Source organism: Cardinium endosymbiont of Nabis limbatus (assembly GCF_965196625.1).
Taxonomy (GTDB): Bacteria; Bacteroidota; Bacteroidia; order Cytophagales; family Amoebophilaceae; genus Cardinium.
In genome coordinates, this window is record NZ_OZ239769.1 from 833,071 (window position 1) to 853,820 (window position 20,750).

Here is a 20,750-nt window from a genome sequence, read left to right on the forward strand (position 1 = left end):
CTGTCTTCCTGACCCTATCTATTCGTTAAACGCACATCACCATACTTTTTATAAACTAGATCATAAGTAGAGTAAGCCGCTAAAACCGACTTTCCTGAAAAAACAATACCGCATGCTATTACCTCCTTGACATGAGGATAGTGTAATATCTCAGTATGATAGGCTTGATCTTGTATTTGATCTAAGGCAAGTTTAGAGGCATTTTCCAGTTCCTCCTCTTTCCGAACCTGCTTAAATTCTAATAAAATAGCCCTAATAAATCAAAAGATAGATGTTTATCTATCTGTATACAGAATGATTCACCTTGCATCAACCGCTCAAATTTAGACTTAATTCCTGATCCAGCACGCAATAATAGATCTTTAATTAAATCATTATACAAGTTTTCCATGTTATTCTCAAGCACCATTTTTTTACTGTTTTCTTAGTTTCTCATCCCCCCAAAACGGCTATACTTCTTTCTCCTTAGCTGTAGTAGTCAAGATTTAATCTTACAGACAGAGCCAATTCAGGTGCACGTTATGTAGACCTAACCCAACATATTATAGTCTGGATTATTAGTCTACTTCATATCCCTCTTCCTGGCCATATCTATTCGTTAAACGCACATCACTATACTTTTTACAAACCAAATCATAAGTAGCATAAGCCGCTAGAACCGACTTCCCCGAAAAAGCAATACCACATTCTATTACCTCTTTTACATGAGGATAGTGTAATATTTCAGTATGATAGGCTTGACCCTGTATTTGCGATAAGGCCATTTTAGAGGCGTTTTCCAATTCTTCTTCTTTACGTACTTGCTTAAATTCCAATAAAATAGCCCTTTGACCATTTTTAGGAATGATTAATACGTCATATCTTCCTAAGCCACTTTCTCGGTTAGACTTTACGTAATGGGTTCTACCTAAGCTGGCTAACATAGCCAGTATAAAACCATGATAAAAGCCCTCTGATTTTCTAGGAGAATGGGTATCAAAAGAGCTAGCGCTTTGCAGTAAAAAACATCTTAATGCTTGTGTAAAACAAGGTACATTACCGGATATCAAATGATCTAGAAAAGAATCATATTCATCTACTTCATCAAACTGACTACTCAACCATTCCCTAAAAAAACGATTATAAAGCGTATGTACTTCTTTGTTGGGAATCAATAATTCACAATCATGTAATCCGTTATACTCATTAAAGGTAACAGAGTCAAATTTTAAATAGCCAGCAAATAATAAAAGGCTCCATAAAGCATTATCATCCCTTCCTAATAAATTAAAAGATAGATGTTTATCTATCTGTATACAGAATGATTCACCTTGCATCAACCGCTCAAACTTAGACTTAATTCCTGATCCAGCACGCAATAATAGATCTTTGATTAAATCATTATTGCCCGTATTGACCCAATAGACATCAAAAAGACCAGATCGATTCATGCAAGATAAAATAGACCAGGGATTATATAAAACTATATTCCCTACCTTATAGCCATTGTACCAATCTTTTACTTGATCCAAAGCCATACTAAGATCTTGGGCAATAAATAAAGATTGTACTTCTTTTTCACTAAAACCAAAATGCTTACTATAGGTATCATCTAAAATGGTATAGGTCTCTAGATTATTCAATCCAGAAAGCATACTATCCTTAGAAACACGTAGTATGCCTGTTAATACCCCTTTTTCTAAACTAGTATTCCCTTTTAATGCAGCACTAAATAGGTTACGCATAAATGCGACCATAGTATCTAAATATTCCTTATTTCCGTAAGCTTTATTGAGTGGGGTATCATATTCATCTATAAGAATATAAACTTTTTGACCATGGTGTTGGTAGAGGCATTGGCTGAGAAGTTTTAAAGATTTTTCTAACTGTTGCTGATTAGCCTCATTATTTACAATTCTATAAAGTTTGTTTAGCTGTATTTTATTAACCTTATCGCTATTAAATAAGTAAGTATAGGACTCATAAAGAGTCGTTATCAATTCATATACTGCATTATAAGCCCCTTGAAAACTATCCGCATTGACATCTTTAAAACTGATCATAATGACCGGATGCTTACCTTGATATTTCTCAATATGCGCACCACCCTCTATCTTGCCAATTGCTAAATCATCAAATAAACCTGCTGTACTTACTCCATTCACTTCTGAAGCAAAAAAATGGTACAGCATAGACATATTCAGTGTCTTGCCCCAACGGCGAGGACGGGCAATCAGGGTAACTTTATCTCCCTTGCTAAGGAAATCAGAAAGCATAGCGGTCTTATCACAAAACAGATAATCGCCTTGCACTAGCTCTTGAAAGCTATCAACTCCAATTGGTAATTTTTTCATGTTATCATAAGGTTTTTCACCTATCAAATATAGTAATAACTCTGCGTAGTTCTATTGAGCATAATTTTTTAAATAGCTTTTAATTTACCGTCAATTGCTGCATTAAAGGTATAGGCCTGCTATACTTTACCTTGTAAAGTACAGCTTAAATATATTAATCAAGCAAATGGGAAAGAAAGTGTAAAGAAGCATATAATGCATACTTTTAACCCACTATCCATATCTTGATCTGAGGGCAATATTATGCCCTCAGATACCTTAATACCTTCTAGTTTTAGTAACAACTCACTACAAGCCAACGCACTTTCTATTACCATGGTCTATACTATTTTGAATAAGTGCATAGTTGGCGTTATAGGTATTGCCCATCTGTGGAGTAGAATCAGTAACCTGATCTATCGGTGTCATACTACAGATAGATTGCCTTAAAAGGTTCACATCTGTTGTAGTATTTCCCAATACTTCAGGTGGAGCTTCCAGTGAGGAGTTTTGTTGTAGGCACTGTTGTTGAATATTAGGCAGCTCCTCCCTTACTTTAGCCAGTAATTGATCAACCTGCGTTGAGTTTGCTGCTATTTTACTAACGTTTTGTTGCACTATTTTATCACATAATAGCTGCGGAATAGTCTCTACTTCTCCTGTAGCTAACTGCTGGGGAACTGTCTTTATGGCTTGCGTATATAACTCAGGCGTTGCTATTACATCGGAGACAGCTTTTTCTGGCCCTGTTGCTGGCCTAATAGGGCCTGCATCTATGCCTAAAGGAGCACTATAAATCGCTGTGTTTGAAGAATGCTGAACTGGCTTTGTACTACCTGGATCGCCAGAAACCGTTGGATTGGAAGTGGCTACATCACTTAGTCGCTCCACTATTTCAGCTAAACCCTTCGCAGCAGCCAAGTGCAAAGCTGTTCCTTCATAGTTAATATCATCAGAATCATCAGGATAAGCTTTGCAAGAAACAAGCTTCTCAAGAATACCAGGGTAATTTTCTAAGCTTATAAATAGTTGATCTACCACGTTAGTATGGCCATTTTTAGCTGCAAGGTGTAAGAAAGTTTCTTCAGTACCAACGTTTGTATACGGATTCTCAAAAGGAACTGTAAGAACTAGTTTTTTTAAAGTATCTACTAGGATACTCTTATAGTATGGATTATATTCAGCCCTTGCTGCTCCTAATAAAAGTTCTAGAGCATCTTTATAACCATTTTCAGCAGCAATATGTAAAGCACTATAGCCATAGTTTGTACGAGCTAAAAGTAGCTCTTTGAATATTTCAGGATAATCCTTGACACTCTCAAGAATAAGCTTTATACCATCAACATAGTCATTTTGCGTCGCAAGATGTAATGCAGTTTCACTATACAAACTGTAGTCAAATTGTACGTTGCCATTATATAACTTTTGTAGAACTAGTTTTTTTAGAGCCTTGTGATGTCTCTTTAGACTAGTTAATAACTGCTTTAAAATATTAGTATCTTTATTTTGAGCTGCTAGATGCAGAATGGTATACCCATTTTGCCTATCGTAACTCCTTACAAGTTGCCTAAGAGGTCTAATTTCTTTAGAAGCTTTGAGACTATCTAATAACAATTTAACAATTTGCTCATGCTTCTCCTTAACCGAAATATATAATATTGTTTCCTCGTTTTGTCCGATAAGGGGATTCGGCTGTTGTTGCCACAGTTTACTAATAACTGCCCCATATTGTTTCAAGGTTGCTTCTGGCAATGTTTGCCCTTTATCTTCTAATCTAGCTAATCTAAAATTTATAAAAGAGCGAATAACGCTATAATCTGGGTTTATTAAAACATTTTCTATTAATTCTTTTTGTCTACCTGAGTAATCTGTTCGCTGATTAGATTCTTTTTCTATCCAATGCATATATATTGCAGAGGCAAAATATTCTTCAAAGGTTGGATGAGTAAAGCTGAAATCTTTACCATCAGATTTAATTAATCCAACTGACAGAATCATATCTTTATGTTCTTCTAACAACTCTGATTTTGAACCTGAACGACCAATTTCACGGTTGACTTTGGCTAACTCTTTACCATATTTATTGTAAATAAATTTCTTTTCATTCTGTTCTGTACCTTGTGTAATCCCTACTTTTTTAAAGTAAGTCTCATACTTTCCATCAATAAATTTTTTATAGACCTCTAATGTATTACTGCCTACATAATTAAAATCTGGTTTATCATTACTATTTACCCAGTCTTTGAATGATGGTAGACAACCTTTTTTTACTATATGACCTTCTGAGTTTTTTGCTTCCTGTAAGCCTCCCAATAGCAAATAAAGCTGTAGTGGAGTATCTATAAACCCAGATATATCACCTTTAAATACTGACTGCATTTTTTGAATAAATGCTTCAGTATATTGCCACATTCTTATGTTTCCTATTCTCTCTTTGTCTCCATGATTGCCAAGAACACCTACAAGCTCATTTTTATTTAATGATCTTAGACGATCCTTAACTTTGTCATTATCTCCAAAAATTTCTTCAAGCTTCTTTTCGTTGTCTGAAGATAGAAGCCTAATTACCTCATTATCATCTTGAAAAATATTTTTAAACTCTTCTATATTTAATAGACTTAGAGGATCCTTCACTTCATCATCCTTCCCGAAAATATTTAACTCATTGCTATCTAAAACTAAACTTAAACGATCCTTTAGGAATTTTTTTATAAAGACTCTTTGTTTATTCTTATTTAATGGCTCAAAGGTTACAGCAAATGTGGACAAATCATTTTCTAGTTGTGGCTGGTGTTGTAAACGAGTAGTAACCCAAAACTTAGCATTAGGTTTCTCTTTTAAAGCTTTTAATAAGTTAATAACCTTCTCTCTATCTGATTTATCTAGTACTTCATCAAAACCATCAAAAGTGATTAATAAAGGCTTTTGAAATTCTTTTTTATCTAAAGCAAATTTTAAAAGGCTTTGGGCAAGGCCATTCTCCAAATTTTTGTCAGCTTTTGATAAAAAGCCAGAAATATTGTTAGTATCAATTTCTTTAATGGTATTTTAAATGCTCTCTAAGATTTACGTTAATAACCCAATGGGAGTCAACTAGTTTTGATTCGTTGTCTAAACCGTATTTTAATTGATATAGTTTAACTAAAGTAGTTGACTTTCCCATTCCTGGATCATCAGCAATAATTACTGCTTTTTTATCCTCAATGAATTGAAGTAAGCTATATTGATCTTCTAAAGATATTTTACTCTGCTCTTTATCAAAGTATTTACGTAAATTATCTAAAGAGCCTTTAGAGTTACGCCAAATAATTTGCTGATTACCTCCATTATTTTTATTTCCCACTTCCAGCCAGTGAACAGTGCCATCAAGATCATTAAATTTGCTCCTTGCCTCATTTTCATCTTTTACAACAAAAATTCTATCATTATTTAATACGCTAGTTGCTAAATCAAACAAACCTGCAAGCTCATTATTATTTATACCACTAAATACAAATTTATCTTGTGTTGCCTGTGTGAGTATTTCATATTGACCAGGCTTGTTTTCAAATTTAGTTTTAATGACTACCTTATTAAACCATCGAGTAGTGTAAAAATCAGGACTATAAATCTTTTGTGGCGTGAATTTTGATTCATCCCACTTAATCCAATACACTTTCTTGCCTGAATGACTATCACATAAATCCTTAAAATTACTCTCTGCAAATCCACTATCAACTAATTGTATGGTTTTATCTATAGATGTTAGGGAGTAGGGGGGGCGAAGGATATTTATCTTTGAACTGATAATAGTACGTTTATTATTGTTATCAACAGTATTTTGGCGAAATTTTAGATTTTCAATAAATCTTTTTTTAGCTCTATCTCCATCTTGGATAGGTATCCCACTAATGACATAAATAACTTCTGGTGAACTAGTAACTAGATTTGTTTTCAGGGTGCCTTGGTTAACTTCTTCAGACAATTCAGCGTATGCTCCTTCTAAATCACTGGTTCCTGATGGCTTACTGCCTACACTTATCTCTTTACCTTTATTTGTGATAAGTTTCTCTATTATTTTTGCATCTATTGATTTTATTGAATCTTTATCTTGAGTTATTAATTTATCTAAAGGAATTGACTGACCTTGAAATAGTATTTCTTGTGCAAGAATTTTTGAAGGATTGCTTATGTGTTCAAGTAAAATAGGTTTATCACTTATTGCTTTATACTTACCTTGACTATTATATTCACTTTCAAATTTCCTACTTAAAGCATCACTAATCACTGAAGTAATAAGAACTATTCCTTTCTGATTACCTTGCATCATTAAGGACAAGTTATCAAATAATTCTTGTTGAAGACTATCATCTAATGATGAGCCATAGCATAAAATAAGTAACTTAAACTCATCATCTTGAAATGTTTTTATTAGTTCCTTAACCTCTTCTTTTTTTATCAGACTTTCTAAGTTTATAAAGATATAATCTTGCTGACTCCTTTTCTCCAGGTATTTTATCATCTTTATGGAACTTAGTAAAGTACTATCAGCTCCAATAGAAAAAGCTTTTTTATCCACTGGGAATGAAACTTCTTGAAAAGAACAGTCATCATCGAAATGTAAGTTAAATTCCTGTATTACCTTGTTAAGATCTTGTATATATTCCCACGTTTTATGTTTTGCTTTAGGCTTAGAAATATTAGACTCTAAATTTTTAATAAATTGTTCCCTTTGAGAATTTAAAATCCATCCTTCTGTTGTAGAGCCTCCTGAATTTTTCCATTTTTCAACAAAATCTTTTACTATAAACTCTATAAGCCTAGGATCAGTATCATAATATGCTAAAAACGCTTCTTTAATCTGTTTATTTTTGATCGTGTTAAATAAGCCCTTAACATCAGACTCATTTACCCTGAACTCTAAAAGACGAAAAAAATCATCGACACTCTTATCTGCTATGTCATAGGTTGGTAGATATATTTTTGTACTTCCGATTTTTTTTACCCCGAAGTCATCAGATACTGGAAGTTTAGCATTGTTGAGAGCATCTTCTGTTAGCTGTTTTTTAGTTATTTCTAATACTATCAACCCCCTTAACTCTTTTGCTCCATTTGACAGAGTATTATCATTGTTTATAAATTCTTGAGTAAACTGCCCTTGTTTAACTACCTTATTTCCTTGTTTTACTTCCTGAATTTCAACAATTTTTTCATCAACCAATGCCGTATGATAATAATTGAAATAGTCTTTATCAAGCACCATAGGCTCCAAATTTGTGGTAGTAATATATTTAGCCAGTTCTTCTGATAATCTTTTTAAATCAGATTTTAGCCCTTTGCTTAAATGTTCTTTTAAGGCTTGAACAGCTTGTTTTATTTTGTAACATTTTGCATCATTGTGTGTTTTTGGTATAACCGTACCAGTACTTTCATCAAGCTTACTATGCTCCATACGTCCAATGTTATTATTATTTACAGTTAGTGAATCAACAATTTTAGCATTAGTGAAAATAATTAGTTTTTCTAAAATGCTTTTGTTATCTCTTGAGTTTAATTGGTCCTTGATCCTAAGGTAGGAGATAAAGTATTTTCGAAGATTAAAATCATCCTTATGCAGCGATATTGCTTTCTTACCTAGTAAAACATCAGCATCAATAGGATTGTCTTGAGCATTATCTACAAGCTTAGCTTGAAGGAAAGTATATCTCTTGTTACCACGTTCATTAAGCCTAACCACTAGGTCATCAAATTTATCTGCTATTTTAACTTCTTTACCAATATCAAAATCCTTTAATTTTGTTTTTTTTGTCAAAACATACATAAATAATCCTAGTTCATACAATTTCCCCGGCATCTCATTGGATTCAGGCTTATTTGACTGTACAGATTGAGCAAAAGAACTGGATGCTTGGGCAGTTTGCTGGTTTTTATTTCTTGCCATTGCCTTAAAAGATTTGTCTTATGCATTACTACATAAGCATCGTGAATATTATGCACACTTAAACGCCTTTTGACCTAAAAAGCGTCTAATCTTTCTAAATAGTTTTAAAATGAGATGATATCATCAAATAGGTGATCTATTGCAATAATAGATTCAATGCCTATATCGAAATTTTATTTTAATACTTTAACGGAGAGAAAAAATGATAAAAAGTTGTACCGATTTCTAGGCTATGTTTTACGGTATTTTTAATAGTAAAAAATTAAAATATAAAAGTCAATAAATTTTTTAATTTATTGTTATTATACTATTTTAGTATTGATTATCATATTTTTTATTTTTTATTACTCTAAAACAGGAGGATATAAGGGTAGGCTATAGATCTTTCTTGTTAATCGGTGGGAGAAGGGGCAAAATATATAACTCTAAGCGTGGTTTTTATTTCAAATCATATCCTAATATCTTAGCGTATTAATATAATAATAACGCGTATCTGGTAGTATTAAAAGTTCAGATGCACGTTATGTAGACCTAACCCAACATATTATGGCCTAGATCATCAGCCTACTCATATCTGTCTTCCTGGCCATATCTATTCGTTAAACTCACATCACCATACTTTTTACAAACCAAATCACAAGTAGTATAAGCAGCTAGTACCGACTTTCTTGAAAAAGCAATACCACATTCTATTACCTCTTTGACATGAGGATAGTGTAATATTTCTGTATGATAGGCTTGAGCTTGTATTTGCTCTAAGGCAAGTTTAGAAGCGTTTTCTAATTCTTCTTCTTTACGTACCTGCTTAAATTCCAATAAAATAGCCCTTTGACCATTTTTAGGAATGATTAATACGTCATATCTTCCTAAGCCACTTTCTCGGTTAGACTTTACGTAATGGGTTCTACCTAAGCTGGCTAACATAGCCAGTATAAAACCATGATAAAAGCCCTCTGATTTTCTAGGGAAATGGGTATCAAAAGAGCTAGCGCTTTGCAGTAAAAAGCATCTTAATAACAGGGTACTTACCTTGATGTTGGGCAATGTATCTACCACCATCTAGCTTACCGATTGCTAACTCATCAAATAAGCCTGCTGTGCTTACACCATTCACTTCTGGAGCAAAAAAATGGTGTAGCATAGACATATTTAACGTTTTTCCCCAACGAACTATGTTAATAAGCAAATTTTTTGATGCAAATATTTGGCCTCTAAGATCCATCTTGATTGTGATGTGGATTTATGGATAACTTTAACAAGTTATCCATAAGTCCACATCATAGCTACTAAATATAGTTTAAATTTTATATGCATAATCAAATATATAGTGTATGCATACTAAGGATTTACCTTTAGTTTAGATATATAGCCATCTACATACAAAGTATTGCCTCTCATGATAGCAAATACTTGTCTAATAAGTTTATTAGCTACAGCAATAAGTGCCACTTTCCCAGGTTTACCTCTTTCTTTTAATCTTTCATAAAATGCTTTACAGGACTTATTAAACCGTATGGCAGGCCAAGAAGACATATAGAGCAAAGAACGCAATTGGGGGTTTCCATGACGATTAATATGGCCTTTTTTTCTTACAGATGAGCCTGAATGCTCATAAATAGGAGCTAACCCGACGTACTTAGAAAACTGTTTAGCACTTTGAAAATGGCTACCTCCACCAGTAGAAACGATAAGTTCCATAGCAGTTTTATCGCCAATGCCTTTAATAGAACTAATCTGTTTATAGAGCTCATTATAGTTTTCCTTTGTAATAGAAAGCATTTGCTGCTTAGAATTTTTAAGGCTACATCGTCTGTTTTAGGCAACACATTAAAAGATTCTAGTAAATTATAAGACACAGCTTCCTTTCTTTTTCTACTTAACATAATATTAATTATATAACAAAATGGGAAAATACAGAACCCAATGAAATACAGAATTTGCTCATTACCATGGTGTTTATAAAACAGATAAAAAACTGTCGAAGATGGATTAGATTGCCGTACGCAGTTCAAAGATATTTTGGAAACTATAGCTCGGGAAATGATGCTAACAGCAATCAATATCCTAATCCTATTGCGCCTATCAGAGTAGCACTACAACCATTTCAAGATGATGTACTTCTTCCATCTAGTATCACCAGAAATCTTCAAATTCAATACATCTCCTTTTCAAAAAACAACTCTTTTTTTTCTTCATCTCAAGGAAATGGTTAATATATTTGCATATATATGCTATAAAATGGTATATTATATTAATTATTTGTATTTCATATGACAAAATCTTCTATATATTATATTGTTATGCATAGATTCAATGTTAGGCTTTCTAGCTACTTTCTAATTTGTTTTTATAAAGCTTGTAAAGAAAATATCAGTAAACATTGGCTAATATTTATGAATTGTTTATTTGTTATTCAGCCTATTTTAGCGGCACCTGTTATAAAGGAAATCAACCAAGCTTCGTTACCAAAATCCGAGGTTGAATTTGAAGTACAGTATTATAATTGCCTTAATCCAGTTGTTTTTAAAAGGGCAACTAAGTCATGGGGTACCGTTAAATGGGATTTTAGATTTTTTAAATCTAAATATGGTGATGTACCTGTTTCAGTTCAACTTAGTGAAATATTAACAGGTGAATTGCAAGGGCCAGTTAAAACGGTTTATATTAATTCAACTTTAAAAAACTATATAGATGATGTAGAAAAGAATGGTCTTAAGGCTGGTTATCTTAGCCAGTTTGATATATTAAATATTCATCTTGAATTAAATGATTCACTAGAGCTTCCCAAGTTTTTTAAGTCTAAATTTCTTTCTATTACCAATCTATGGATAGGCCCTAAAGGAACAAACTCTAAATTACATTATGATTCAGATCATAATCTTTTTATGCAAATTCATGGAAAAAAACTTGTATTGACCTCTTTTTAAAAAAAGAGGGACAACATGGATATCTTGTAAGGATTCAAGATCAAAAAATTGAGAGGTTTTAACCGGACCATCTTGATCTAACCAATCTTTAGGAGGTTCGTATACAGATATTGCGGTAGCAAAATAGATTTCCACCTTATGTGCATTATACTTTTTGTCAAAAAATTCTGCAACATAGACAATCTGTTTTGGTTTAACATCAAGGCCTGTTTCTTCTTTTACTTCTCTTACAATGCAATCTGGAAGAACTTCACCTGGTTCTAAGTGTCCACCAGGGGTATGCCAAGTTTTATAATCATTGCTAACAAGCAACAACTGTCTATTTTTTACTATTATCGCTCTAGCTGTTACCCGTAAAGTGTAATCTTGCATTTTATCATATTTATTTATGTACCCTAAGTACTAGGCACCTATTAATTATGGGGTAAATCATATTGGGAAACCCTATCGCTTTTAAAATGTGCTACATTTTGAGTCAAATTTTTTCTGTCTATATGTGTGCCTATTCTGCCTGTTTCTTTATATTTAGTGATGTGTAGTACGGAATATTGTATGGGTTGTATCGTATATTGCTGCATATAAATCATGGGAAATTCCTTTCCCTTTTGCTTGATTATAGATTAACTAAATCGGAGAATAGGGCAATTGTGTGGATACACTTTACGTAGTAAAGTATAGTGTGCTATACTTTTGAAAAAGTAGCCTACATTTATATGTAAACTGTATGGGAAAAAGTAGTCGTATTTTGTGTAGTAGTGTTATGTTGCTTTAATAAGATTTCAATAAGAGATTTATTCTTTTATATGCTCTTCATGTATTTCATATGCCCAGTTATCTATCATTCTGGTTTCCTCATTGAAGTTAATGCCTAGTAGTATAATGGCTTTTTGTCTGAGTAAATAAGGTTTATAATACCCGTTTGATTTGATTTGTTCTAAGGCTATTTTTCCAGTAGATTTGTATTTGATTTCTATGATGTAGATGGCCGTTTCTAATTCTAAAACAATGTCTGATCTACCTTGACTAGAAACTGATTCACTATGCATATGCATTTTTCTCCCTCCTAAAAATCTCAATCCTTGCAGCAGCATATGTAAGTTGCTGTGGTACTGTTTTTCCTGTTTTGTATCTATATAGTAGGGCAGTGTGGCAAAGGCTGTATTGATATATTCTATAAACATTTCAATTTTTTTGTCAGCTAGTGCCTTTCTAATTTTATCTCGTTCTTGTAAAAAATAATCTTTTACACTCTTTTCCAAACTGGATTGTATGCTCTTCTGAAAAGAGGCCTCTATTTCTTTGTTAGGGAATTTTAGAATGTATAGCCCAGTAGCGTCATCATAATTATGAATGGTTAAATACCCCGTTTGAAACATTAGAGACTTTAAACTAATCTCGCTCCTACTGCCTGTATACATTAGATCTTCTCTAGTGGCTTCTATTTGAAGATTATCTGCCTATCAGGATCTGCTAACATCTGGTTAATCAGTATAGTTGGGCTACCTGATTCGTACCAGTAGTTTTCTAGTTTACTAGAGTCTAAAAATCTTAGCGTAGACCAGGGATTATATACACTTAAGCCATCTTCATAAAACTTATATCCATTATAATAGGTTGCAATCTGTCCCATTACTTCTGATGGCGTTATCTTTTTATTTTCTTTTGTACTCCATATTTTAGCAATATCTTCTAAGTTTTTTGAGAATATGGTTATAATTTCTTGCTGGGTATAACCAAACATCGCATCAGCAGATGCATCAATAGTGATATCTTTTAAATGATTAGCCCCTGAAAAGACATCCGATAAACTAAATTTGCTTACGCCAGTGATAAAGGTGAGTTGAAAGTAGTCATTTAGTGACTTCAAAGTCATAAAAAAATCTTTCATGACTTTGATGTTGGCCTTTTCTAGGTCAGAACCTTTGGTTAGATGAACTATAGGCGCATCGTATTCGTCTATAAGGACTACTATTCTAGGTTCGTAATGTGCTGATTTGGTCGCATTATTTGCACGGCTTAAGCCGGCTAACTTCATGACTAAATCTTCCAACATATCCTTTACAGTATGTGCTTCTATGACTAGGTCATATAGAGATGCTATGTTTTTTAAGGATCTTTTAATTGATTTTTTTAGTTCTTCAGGTGTGTCATTGGTCAATCTAGAGTGATCCAGTTTAATGACCGGATACTTCTTCCATTTTTAGAAATCTATTCACTGAATGAATGGTTTGTTTTTCTCTTGCACAGCTATATTTCATGTTTTTTTTGAGTTTATGGGTATATTTTGTTTCCGGTATATACCGAGCAGGGTTTAAACTAATGCCCAATAGATCTTCTGTTTGTCCTAAGATCATTTTTTTAAAGCTCATATTCTTGAGTCTTTTACCTAAGTTAACCGCATCTCTTACCGCTCTACCAGCCTTTTCTATAGCTCTTTTGGTTTCCATAGGCCATATCCGTTTTCTCGATTGCAGCGGCCTCATGTTATGGAAACAATAGCTTATAACTTATATAGGGCTCCAAATATCATATTAAAAGGTATTTAGTCGGATGGTCTATCTAAAATGAACGAAAATGATCATGAAAATCAATAAATAATAAAATTTATAGGTGCCTAACCAAAAAAAATCAAAAAAAATAACACTAGAGGCATAATAAAAAATCTACTATATACCTACCACTAAAAACTTGGGAGGATAGTAAAAAGTTAGTCTTTGAAAAAAATAATCAAATCGCGTACCTTAAAAGCATACCTGACAAGATAGACTTAACTGACAAGAGGAAACTTTAATTTTTTACTGTCTGTAAGATTAAATCTTGATTACTACAGCTTAGGAATAAACATTATTAAATTTGGTTTGTATATGATACTGTATACTTTTCCCCTTCTAATGGTATTGGCCTTTTTGTTATTGACCCTATTATTAGGCCTTTACGTTAGTAAAAAGGAAATTACATATCGCGAATATGCTGTAGGCAATAAGCGGTTTCACACAACTACTTTAGTGTTTACAGTGTTGGCTACAACTTTTGGAGGAGGGATCATCATGAGCGGAGTACCGAATATTTATGCTATTGGAATGAAGTTCATAGTCTTTTCATTTATAATGGCATTGGTTTTTTATACAATCAGTCTACTGGGGTTGCGTATGGGGGCATTTATGAAGCACTTTTCTATTGCAGAGACGATAGGTAGCATATATGGAAAGTATCCAAGAGCTATTGCTGCTGTATTAGGTACCTGTTTGTCTATTGCTGTTGTTACCATTCAAATCAATGTAATGTCTTTTGCTATTGGCATGTGTATAGATTCGATTAACCCTCGTACCCTAACCGTGTTAGCAACCCTAGTCCTTATTGCTTACGCTATGCTTGGAGGGGTACGTGCCATTGCTATTACTGATGTGTTACAATGTATAACATTTATAGTGATTATGGCGCTACTTATTAAATTTTTATTTATAAAAACAGGCAAATCATTTTTAGAGGTTGTATTGCTTCTACAACAACAAGAGAAATTTCAATTCAGTAGCTTCTTCCAAGTTAATAGAAATCTATTGATGCTTGTTTTGAATGGTCTATGGCTTGCATTTTTGCTGCCCATTCCAGCTATACAGAGAGTGTACACGGCTTCTAGTCCGATTCAAGCCTATAAGATTTTCTTACGTGTAACGCTTTTTAGCATTATTATAATTGGGGGTGTCGTGTCCATTAGTCTGCTTATCTTTATAAAAAATCCAACGCTACTGCAAACAGAAATTTGGCCATATATCTTGGCTGATATGTCGCCTGCTTATAAAGGGTGTATAGTGATTTGTTTATTAGGAATGACCATGTCCACAGCTGATTCTAACTTACACGCTGTTTCCATTCTGGTTAGCCATGATATAGTGGAATGTATACGAGGAATAAAAGTAGCCTCACATATTCACCAGCTTAGATTAGCTAAATTAACTGTACTAGTTACTGGTCTATTGGCTATGATAGCGGCGGTTTACTATCCTGATATATTTCAATTATGTATTTATATTAATAGCTATATTGCAGTGGCTTTTGGCGATACAGTGATACCTCCTTTTATCTTGGCTATTTTTGGTTTTCGGGGTAGTTCCCGTACGGCCTTGATTGGAATGGCTGTAGGTATATTGTTTGATGTGGCTTGGGATCAATGGGTTAAACCTGAAATAGAAATATCTGCTGGATGCTTACCAATGGTAGCTAATGGTTTGGCTATGATGGCTGCGCACTACCTACTGCCACAACCAGAGGGTAAGGGGTGGATTGGGAAAAATGATCAACAGAAAAGAATGGAACAATTGATACGGGCATTTAAAAGATATAAAAAAAATATAGATCTAAGGTAGGACCATGCTATAGATAGATCAAGAGGTAGCCGATTATATGTAACTGAAGATGGTATATGCTCCTTTACACTTTCTTTCCTATTTGCTTGATTTAGCCCAGTTGATTTTTATGTTGTCTAGGAATGAAAAATTAGAGAAAAGAGCAGCTATCGACCGATCGGCTGCCGATAAAGGAATCCCTTACTTCAGAAAAGGGGGAAATTTTCTAACAAACTGGCTTTCAAAAGCAATCTCCATTAATCCTTAACTTAACGTGTAAGTTTAATGAACACTTCCGGCTTTGGTGGTACTTTTGGTTTCTTTAATGCCTTTCTAGTATCTACATTATTGTTACTAGATACCGCAAGAGGTTTTGGTAGCAGGTTTGGTTTTGGGCTAGATTTAGCCTCTGCATCAGGCATCTTAGTTTGGAGCAAACTCTCCTCTGAATGGCTATTGTTAGAATCTAATGAAACATACCCTGAGCTATCTGAACTAGATGAATCTAGATGTGGTGAAGGTGATGTTATACTTGATTTAGGCTCAAACTGGGAAAGTGTTGGACTAGATCCATGACATATCTTATTGCCTTGCTCAGCACCCTTTTCAGGAGAAAACGCTTGTTTTTTTCTTTGTGCTAACTGTTCTTCCGTACTAGATGTGTTAGATGTATCACTAAATTGGTTTAGTAGGTTTATGGTTCTTTTTTTGCTTTGTAGTGACCAAGGTGTGTTTTTAGGTAGAATCTCCTCTGAAGAGCTGCTTTCGTGAGATAAATTAGATGAACTACAAGAAGAGGTTTTGCTTGATCTAAGGTTAGTAAAGCGCTGTTTTAATTCCTTATTGATCTCTTCTTGGGGTGAGTTACCTGTTAAACCGTTATTGTTAAGAGATAAAGAGGATAAAGTAGAAGACGACTTTTTGAACTTGAGTGGTTCTTTAGGTAGCCACAGTGGTGATAGAGGAAGAGGAGGAGGTGGTGAAGATGGAGATGGGCATACAGATACTTGATTAAATCCTTTTAATCGTATATTAGATTCCATTAAGTTTTCATTATTTTGTTGCAAGGTCTCAATCAATTCCTCGCATGTTTTTGATGTAATTTCTGAGCTTTGGTTCAAAATTTTTAATTTCTCTATAGTGGCTTCATTGTTCTTTATAATAATATCATTCTCTTCAGGAGTAGGCGGTATCCCTATTCCACTACAAGCATTATTACTATCCCCATCCAAACTATCTCCTGGTGCATTACTGATCATTGATCTTCTAATACTGCTGCCTGACTGCAACATTTCCAAACGATTAGATCCGCTGCAACCTGTTTGAGTGATAAGTAAAAGTGTACCAACTGTTGGAAATATTGTTTTTGACAAGATAAAACCCTTGCGAATCGATTTATTTATGTTCATAAATATAGGTGGTTTCCATATTATAACTTAACATAAGCCCATGAATAAAATAAGGATAGAATACAGGCATAAGATACAGTTAATGCTAAGGCTATCACTTAGTGCATGAATCTGGCTATGCTATTAGCTATCATTATGATACATAAACAGACTGACTTGTAATGCAATTTTACTAAAAAATATTACTAATTCCAAGAAGTTTTTTTCCAATTGCAGTATAATTACTGTTATGCTAGCTTCATCAGAACTATTATTAAAAAAAAATTTCTGAGTTTTCCTTGCCAGATCTAAGGCTTGGCCATAGTCACCCGATTGTTCACATGCATAAATGCGTTTTTTAGCGTCTTGTACGTCGTTTGATGGATTAAACATAGATTGTTAATATTATTTTTGATTTTAGTTAAAAAGAGTGGGGTGGAACGTCCACGATTGTGAATGACCAACTGAACCAATTAAGATTCAGATGGATAAGAATCAGCGTTGCATTTAACCAAGTCAAGGACTACTTCAACAATCTTATCTTGTGCATTCGCATGCAATGCAGCAAAAGGCTCCATGCGTTTGACGAGTTCTAATTGTTGTGCCTCATCATTTAATAATTCTATTACTTTAGGGATCAGCAAAAAAGGACATTCTTGATCTGTAATATGTATAACTGCGCCTTGATCAGCCAATGGTAAACTATTCTTGGTTTGATGGTCCGCTACTACATTCGATGAGGGCACTAAAATAGTCGGTTTTCTCCTTACACAAAGCTCTGCAATAGATAAAGCGCCAGCTCTAGAAATAACAATATCCGCAGCCGCATAAGCCATTTCCATATTGCTTAAAAAGCCATAGCACTTTATATAACGATAGTCCTTCATTGCCTTTTTAATAGGCTCAAAATAGCGCTGACCCGTTACCCATATCACCTGTATATCCAAGGAAGACAATTGTTCCTTCCATTCTAGCATAGTTGTATTCAATGCGCTAGCGCCTCCGCTTCCACCAACTACGAGTAAGCATTTTTTATTCTGAAAAGCAGAAAAACTAAAATACTCAAGCGCGTCCATTCGATCTTCTCGAAAGGTAGAGAGCGATCTACGTATGGGATTACCCGTAAATATGATTTTTTCTTTTACACAAGGGAAAAAAACATCTGGATAACCTGTACAAACCTTGCTCACCAACCTGGAAAGCAATTTATTGGTTAGCCCAGCAACACTATTTTGTTCTTGAATAAGGGTAGGAATCTTTTGCATAGAAGCTACAAGCAGCGTAGGAAAAGAAGCATAGCCCCCTGTACCAATCACGACATCGGGCTTAAATGATTTAATAATACACTTTGCTTGATATAGACTTTTTAAAAGAAGAAAAGGCAATAATAGATTTTTAATAATCTTTTTTCTTTGCAAGCCTCTTATACTAATCCGCATAATCGGATAGCCAGCAGCAACTACTAAACCTACTTCCTTACCACCTTTTGTACCCACAAACAAAAACGTTGCATCAGGAAACTGTTGCTTAATGCCATCAGCAATGGCTATAGCAGGATAAATATGCCCCCCCGTACCTCCACAACCTATCAAAACACGCATAAATGTTATAATGAATTAGCTCCCTAAGACCGCTTCCTGCTTTATATCTACTGTTCCATTGGGAGCAGTAATCGTATACTTGGTTAAATCCTTTGTAGCACGCAATTCACTCCCTTTTAATATATTCTCTTTGTCTTTTATTACAATGGGTACCTCTGTAAATAGGGTTTCTTTTTTCATATCATACCACAATTGTTCGGTATGGATAGTTAATTGTTGCTTTGGCTTGCTAACCATAACATTGCCTGCTATCATACAAAGGTCCTCTTCCTTATTATAAGAGAGCCTATCCGCTTGAATACGGATAGGTTTTTCCTCTTTATCCGCTTTATTGTCGAATAAAAAGATTTCTATACCACCTGATAAGCTTACATTTCCATTTTCATACTGACGCATTTGATAGGCCTTAATGGTCAAACGTAGATGACCACCATCTGTACCCAATAGCTCAAATTGCGTAGTTTCTAATAGAGGAATCTCTTCTTGAAAATCCTTTTCAGCATATAGTGGTATCCACCACCCCATGATGACAAAGTAAAATAGCCCTATAAAGCAATTGAACCTATCCATAAACTTAAAAAAGAGGTTTGGTCTAATCATTGTACGTAAGGATAATATATATTATAGTTATCAAAAAAACGTACTAACGCTTATTTTTCTGGAGAGGAGGTATTACCCAATTCAACTGCCAAATGGCTAATAACCCCTTTATGGGGCTCCATAACTTTTATCAGAACAGGCTCTGTGGTACACCGAATCATTTCAGCTAAACTGGCTATATTCACAACAGGTTGTTTATCAAAAGCTAGTAAGATATAACCCTTTTTAAGGCCAGCAAGTTGAAACTTTCCATTAGAAATTTCTTGAACCAACACCCCTCCAGCAAGCTTAAGCTTCGCTTTTGTTTGCAGATCAAGATTCTGAAATATAGCCCCTTCTACCTTAAGTGTATTATCTTTTTGTACCATTTGTATGGCATCAGGTTGTTTTTCCAATAATACATTTAGGACCTTCTCTTTCCCCTTACGATATAAAGTAATCGCTACCCGATCACCCGGTTTACAACAAGTTATTATTTCTTGTAACTCTGAAGTTTTATTAACCTTACGGCCATTGATTTGGGTAATCACATCTTCTTTTTGCAATAATTTTGCACAAGGGCTATTGTTTTGAACGGAATTGATATAGACACCACTAATTACTTTTAAATTTAATTTTTTGGCCAATTCAGCATTGACATTCTGAACGGTTACACCCAATAACACCCGTTGTACTACACCATACTCCATTAAATCATCCGCTACTCTTTTTACCAAAGAAGAAGGTATGGCAAAACCATATCCTATAAAGGAAGCCGATCTTGAAGCATAAATAGCCGTATTAATGCCTACTAACTCACCATATACATTAACCAATGCACCACCACTATTGCCTGGATTGATGGCTGCATCGGTTTGAATAAAAGATTGGATGCTTAATTTCCCGGATTTTCTAGCTTCAGGATGATCTAGACATCTACATTTAGCACTTACAATACCTTTGGTAACTGTAGAGTGCAGGTTAAAAGGATTGCCCACTGCTAAAACCCACTCCCCTACCTCTAACTTGTCAGAACTACCTACGACTAAAACAGGCAGATTAGATGCGTCAATTTTTAAAAGTGCTAAGTCGGTGCAAGGATCGGAACCAACTAGTTTTGCTTTAAAAGATCGACTACCATTTATATCATTTAAGGTTACTTCTATTTGATCAGCGCCCTCCACCACATGGTTGTTGGTAATAATGTATCCATCACTTTTATAAATAACCCCAGAACCAGAAGTTTCTTGGGCAGGTCGTTCATATTCTCTAGGGATTGCACCCTCTCCAAAAAATTCTTTAAACAACTGCTCTAAAGGGCTAGTGGATTCTCGTTTGATCAATTTAGGATTCTGAGATGCCTTTATATGCACCACGGCTGGTGTAGCTATTTTAGCTGCATAGGTAAAATCGGGTAGCTTTGGTTGTAAAGGCTTCCCTTCTGGTGGTAATACAGGTTCCTGCAATGGTTGACTCGGTTTCACGAAATCAACCTGCTGCACATGAGCAGTAGGGGCTAAAAAATTTTTTTCACTTTGTGCATAGGGGTGAATCAACCATAGCAATAAACCAAATGCAACAAGGATAGCAGCACTACACACCTTTTTAACTACAACTTGTTTATTAAATTGTTCGTACATAGCCATTTTATTTTTGTATTTTTACAGTGATCATTTCCTT

The 20,750-nt window shown here is 34.3% G+C and carries 20 protein-coding genes; 2 read left to right on the forward strand and 18 right to left on the reverse strand.

Annotation, left to right across the window (positions count from 1 at the left end):
* Positions 1-14: 14 nt before the first annotated feature.
* From ACOALF_RS03805 to ACOALF_RS03840, 8 genes are all read right to left on the reverse strand, one after another.
* Positions 15-257 (reverse strand): PD-(D/E)XK nuclease domain-containing protein, encoded by a 243-nt coding sequence (locus tag ACOALF_RS03805; protein WP_419241918.1) that lies wholly within the window; start codon positions 255-257, stop codon positions 15-17.
* Positions 239-391, reverse strand: a complete 153-nt coding sequence (locus tag ACOALF_RS03810; protein WP_419241176.1) for a hypothetical protein — start codon at positions 389-391, stop codon at positions 239-241. The genes ACOALF_RS03805 and ACOALF_RS03810 overlap by 19 nt, the downstream gene beginning before the upstream one ends.
* Before the next feature lie 166 nt (positions 392-557).
* Entirely contained in the window at positions 558-2,333 is a 1,776-nt protein-coding gene (locus ACOALF_RS03815) for an AAA family ATPase (RefSeq protein ID WP_419241177.1), read from the reverse strand.
* Between the two features lie 288 nt (positions 2,334-2,621).
* Entirely contained in the window at positions 2,622-5,297 is a 2,676-nt protein-coding gene (locus tag ACOALF_RS03820; protein WP_419241178.1) for an ankyrin repeat domain-containing protein, read from the reverse strand.
* A 52-nt stretch (positions 5,298-5,349) separates the two neighbouring features.
* A complete protein-coding gene (locus ACOALF_RS03825; protein WP_419241179.1) occupies positions 5,350-8,232 on the reverse strand; it encodes a hypothetical protein in 2,883 nt (960 codons plus the stop codon).
* Between the two features lie 564 nt (positions 8,233-8,796).
* Positions 8,797-9,291 carry a PD-(D/E)XK nuclease domain-containing protein gene (locus ACOALF_RS03830; protein ID WP_419241180.1) on the reverse strand — a complete coding sequence of 165 codons (495 nt, stop codon included), beginning with the start codon at positions 9,289-9,291 and terminating at the stop codon, positions 8,797-8,799.
* Positions 9,218-9,454 (reverse strand): AAA family ATPase, encoded by a 237-nt coding sequence (locus tag ACOALF_RS03835; protein WP_419241181.1) that lies wholly within the window; start codon positions 9,452-9,454, stop codon positions 9,218-9,220. The genes ACOALF_RS03830 and ACOALF_RS03835 overlap by 74 nt, the downstream gene beginning before the upstream one ends.
* 116 nt (positions 9,455-9,570) lie before the next feature.
* Complete coding sequence (locus ACOALF_RS03840; RefSeq protein WP_419241182.1) at positions 9,571-10,011, reverse strand: IS110 family transposase; 441 nt, start codon at positions 10,009-10,011, stop codon at positions 9,571-9,573.
* 614 nt (positions 10,012-10,625) lie between these two features.
* Here ACOALF_RS03840 and ACOALF_RS03845 point away from each other — a divergent pair.
* Positions 10,626-11,159: a cupin-like domain-containing protein gene (locus tag ACOALF_RS03845; RefSeq protein WP_419241183.1), complete on the forward strand. Its 534-nt coding sequence runs from the start codon at positions 10,626-10,628 to the stop codon at positions 11,157-11,159.
* Here the strand turns inward: ACOALF_RS03845 and ACOALF_RS03850 are convergent.
* From ACOALF_RS03850 to ACOALF_RS03870, 5 genes are all read right to left on the reverse strand, one after another.
* Positions 11,100-11,531, reverse strand: a complete 432-nt coding sequence (locus ACOALF_RS03850) for an NUDIX domain-containing protein (protein WP_419241184.1) — start codon at positions 11,529-11,531, stop codon at positions 11,100-11,102. The two genes, ACOALF_RS03845 and ACOALF_RS03850, sit on opposite strands and share 60 nt — an antisense overlap.
* 41 nt (positions 11,532-11,572) lie before the next feature.
* The gene (locus ACOALF_RS03855) at positions 11,573-11,737 is read right to left on the reverse strand and encodes a hypothetical protein (RefSeq protein ID WP_419241185.1); all 165 of its coding nucleotides are present in this window, start codon (positions 11,735-11,737) and stop codon (positions 11,573-11,575) included.
* Between the two features lie 213 nt (positions 11,738-11,950).
* Positions 11,951-12,535, reverse strand: a complete 585-nt coding sequence (locus ACOALF_RS03860) for a PD-(D/E)XK nuclease domain-containing protein (RefSeq protein WP_419241186.1) — start codon at positions 12,533-12,535, stop codon at positions 11,951-11,953.
* 62 nt (positions 12,536-12,597) lie between these two features.
* The gene (locus ACOALF_RS03865) at positions 12,598-13,317 is read right to left on the reverse strand and encodes an AAA family ATPase (protein WP_419241187.1); all 720 of its coding nucleotides are present in this window, start codon (positions 13,315-13,317) and stop codon (positions 12,598-12,600) included.
* 16 nt (positions 13,318-13,333) lie between these two features.
* Complete coding sequence (locus ACOALF_RS03870; RefSeq protein ID WP_419241188.1) at positions 13,334-13,606, reverse strand: hypothetical protein; 273 nt, start codon at positions 13,604-13,606, stop codon at positions 13,334-13,336.
* A 417-nt stretch (positions 13,607-14,023) separates the two neighbouring features.
* Here ACOALF_RS03870 and ACOALF_RS03875 point away from each other — a divergent pair, with 417 nt between their 5' ends.
* The gene (locus ACOALF_RS03875) at positions 14,024-15,523 is read left to right on the forward strand and encodes a sodium:solute symporter family protein (protein ID WP_419241189.1); all 1,500 of its coding nucleotides are present in this window, start codon (positions 14,024-14,026) and stop codon (positions 15,521-15,523) included.
* A 248-nt stretch (positions 15,524-15,771) separates the two neighbouring features.
* On the opposite strand, the gene ACOALF_RS03880 is transcribed toward ACOALF_RS03875, so the two are convergent.
* The 5 genes from ACOALF_RS03880 to ACOALF_RS03900 all read right to left on the reverse strand — a co-directional run bounded on the left by ACOALF_RS03880 (position 15,772) and on the right by ACOALF_RS03900 (position 20,710).
* Positions 15,772-16,911 carry a hypothetical protein gene (locus tag ACOALF_RS03880; RefSeq protein WP_419241190.1) on the reverse strand — a complete coding sequence of 380 codons (1,140 nt, stop codon included), beginning with the start codon at positions 16,909-16,911 and terminating at the stop codon, positions 15,772-15,774.
* A gap of 123 nt (positions 16,912-17,034) precedes the next feature.
* Positions 17,035-17,283 carry a hypothetical protein gene (locus ACOALF_RS03885; RefSeq protein WP_419241191.1) on the reverse strand — a complete coding sequence of 83 codons (249 nt, stop codon included), beginning with the start codon at positions 17,281-17,283 and terminating at the stop codon, positions 17,035-17,037.
* 80 nt (positions 17,284-17,363) lie between these two features.
* A complete protein-coding gene (gene murG / locus ACOALF_RS03890) occupies positions 17,364-18,491 on the reverse strand; it encodes an undecaprenyldiphospho-muramoylpentapeptide beta-N-acetylglucosaminyltransferase (protein WP_419241192.1) in 1,128 nt (375 codons plus the stop codon).
* Positions 18,492-18,506: 15 nt separating this feature from the next.
* A complete protein-coding gene (lptC, locus tag ACOALF_RS03895; protein WP_419241193.1) occupies positions 18,507-19,061 on the reverse strand; it encodes an LPS export ABC transporter periplasmic protein LptC in 555 nt (184 codons plus the stop codon).
* Positions 19,062-19,141: 80 nt separating this feature from the next.
* Positions 19,142-20,710 (reverse strand): Do family serine endopeptidase, encoded by a 1,569-nt coding sequence (locus ACOALF_RS03900; RefSeq protein ID WP_419241194.1) that lies wholly within the window; start codon positions 20,708-20,710, stop codon positions 19,142-19,144.
* Positions 20,711-20,750 lie beyond the last annotated feature (40 nt).

Coding starts and splice junctions, on each gene's coding strand:
- ACOALF_RS03810 (WP_419241176.1), bottom strand. CDS start 391: ATGGAAAACTTGTATAATGATTTAATTAAAGATCTATTATTGCGTGCT.
- ACOALF_RS03815 (WP_419241177.1), bottom strand. CDS start 2,333: ATGAAAAAATTACCAATTGGAGTTGATAGCTTTCAAGAGCTAGTGCAA.
- ACOALF_RS03825 (WP_419241179.1), bottom strand. CDS start 8,232: ATGGCAAGAAATAAAAACCAGCAAACTGCCCAAGCATCCAGTTCTTTT.
- ACOALF_RS03830 (WP_419241180.1), bottom strand. CDS start 9,291: ATGGTGGTAGATACATTGCCCAACATCAAGGTAAGTACCCTGTTATTA.
- ACOALF_RS03835 (WP_419241181.1), bottom strand. CDS start 9,454: ATGGATCTTAGAGGCCAAATATTTGCATCAAAAAATTTGCTTATTAAC.
- ACOALF_RS03840 (WP_419241182.1), bottom strand. CDS start 10,011: ATGCTTTCTATTACAAAGGAAAACTATAATGAGCTCTATAAACAGATT.
- ACOALF_RS03845 (WP_419241183.1), top strand. CDS start 10,626: ATGAATTGTTTATTTGTTATTCAGCCTATTTTAGCGGCACCTGTTATA.
- ACOALF_RS03850 (WP_419241184.1), bottom strand. CDS start 11,531: ATGCAAGATTACACTTTACGGGTAACAGCTAGAGCGATAATAGTAAAA.
- ACOALF_RS03855 (WP_419241185.1), bottom strand. CDS start 11,737: ATGCAGCAATATACGATACAACCCATACAATATTCCGTACTACACATC.
- ACOALF_RS03860 (WP_419241186.1), bottom strand. CDS start 12,535: ATGTTTCAAACGGGGTATTTAACCATTCATAATTATGATGACGCTACT.
- ACOALF_RS03870 (WP_419241188.1), bottom strand. CDS start 13,606: ATGGAAACCAAAAGAGCTATAGAAAAGGCTGGTAGAGCGGTAAGAGAT.
- ACOALF_RS03875 (WP_419241189.1), top strand. CDS start 14,024: ATGATACTGTATACTTTTCCCCTTCTAATGGTATTGGCCTTTTTGTTA.
- ACOALF_RS03880 (WP_419241190.1), bottom strand. CDS start 16,911: ATGAACATAAATAAATCGATTCGCAAGGGTTTTATCTTGTCAAAAACA.
- ACOALF_RS03885 (WP_419241191.1), bottom strand. CDS start 17,283: ATGTTTAATCCATCAAACGACGTACAAGACGCTAAAAAACGCATTTAT.
- murG (WP_419241192.1), bottom strand. CDS start 18,491: ATGCGTGTTTTGATAGGTTGTGGAGGTACGGGGGGGCATATTTATCCT.
- lptC (WP_419241193.1), bottom strand. CDS start 19,061: ATGGATAGGTTCAATTGCTTTATAGGGCTATTTTACTTTGTCATCATG.
- ACOALF_RS03900 (WP_419241194.1), bottom strand. CDS start 20,710: ATGTACGAACAATTTAATAAACAAGTTGTAGTTAAAAAGGTGTGTAGT.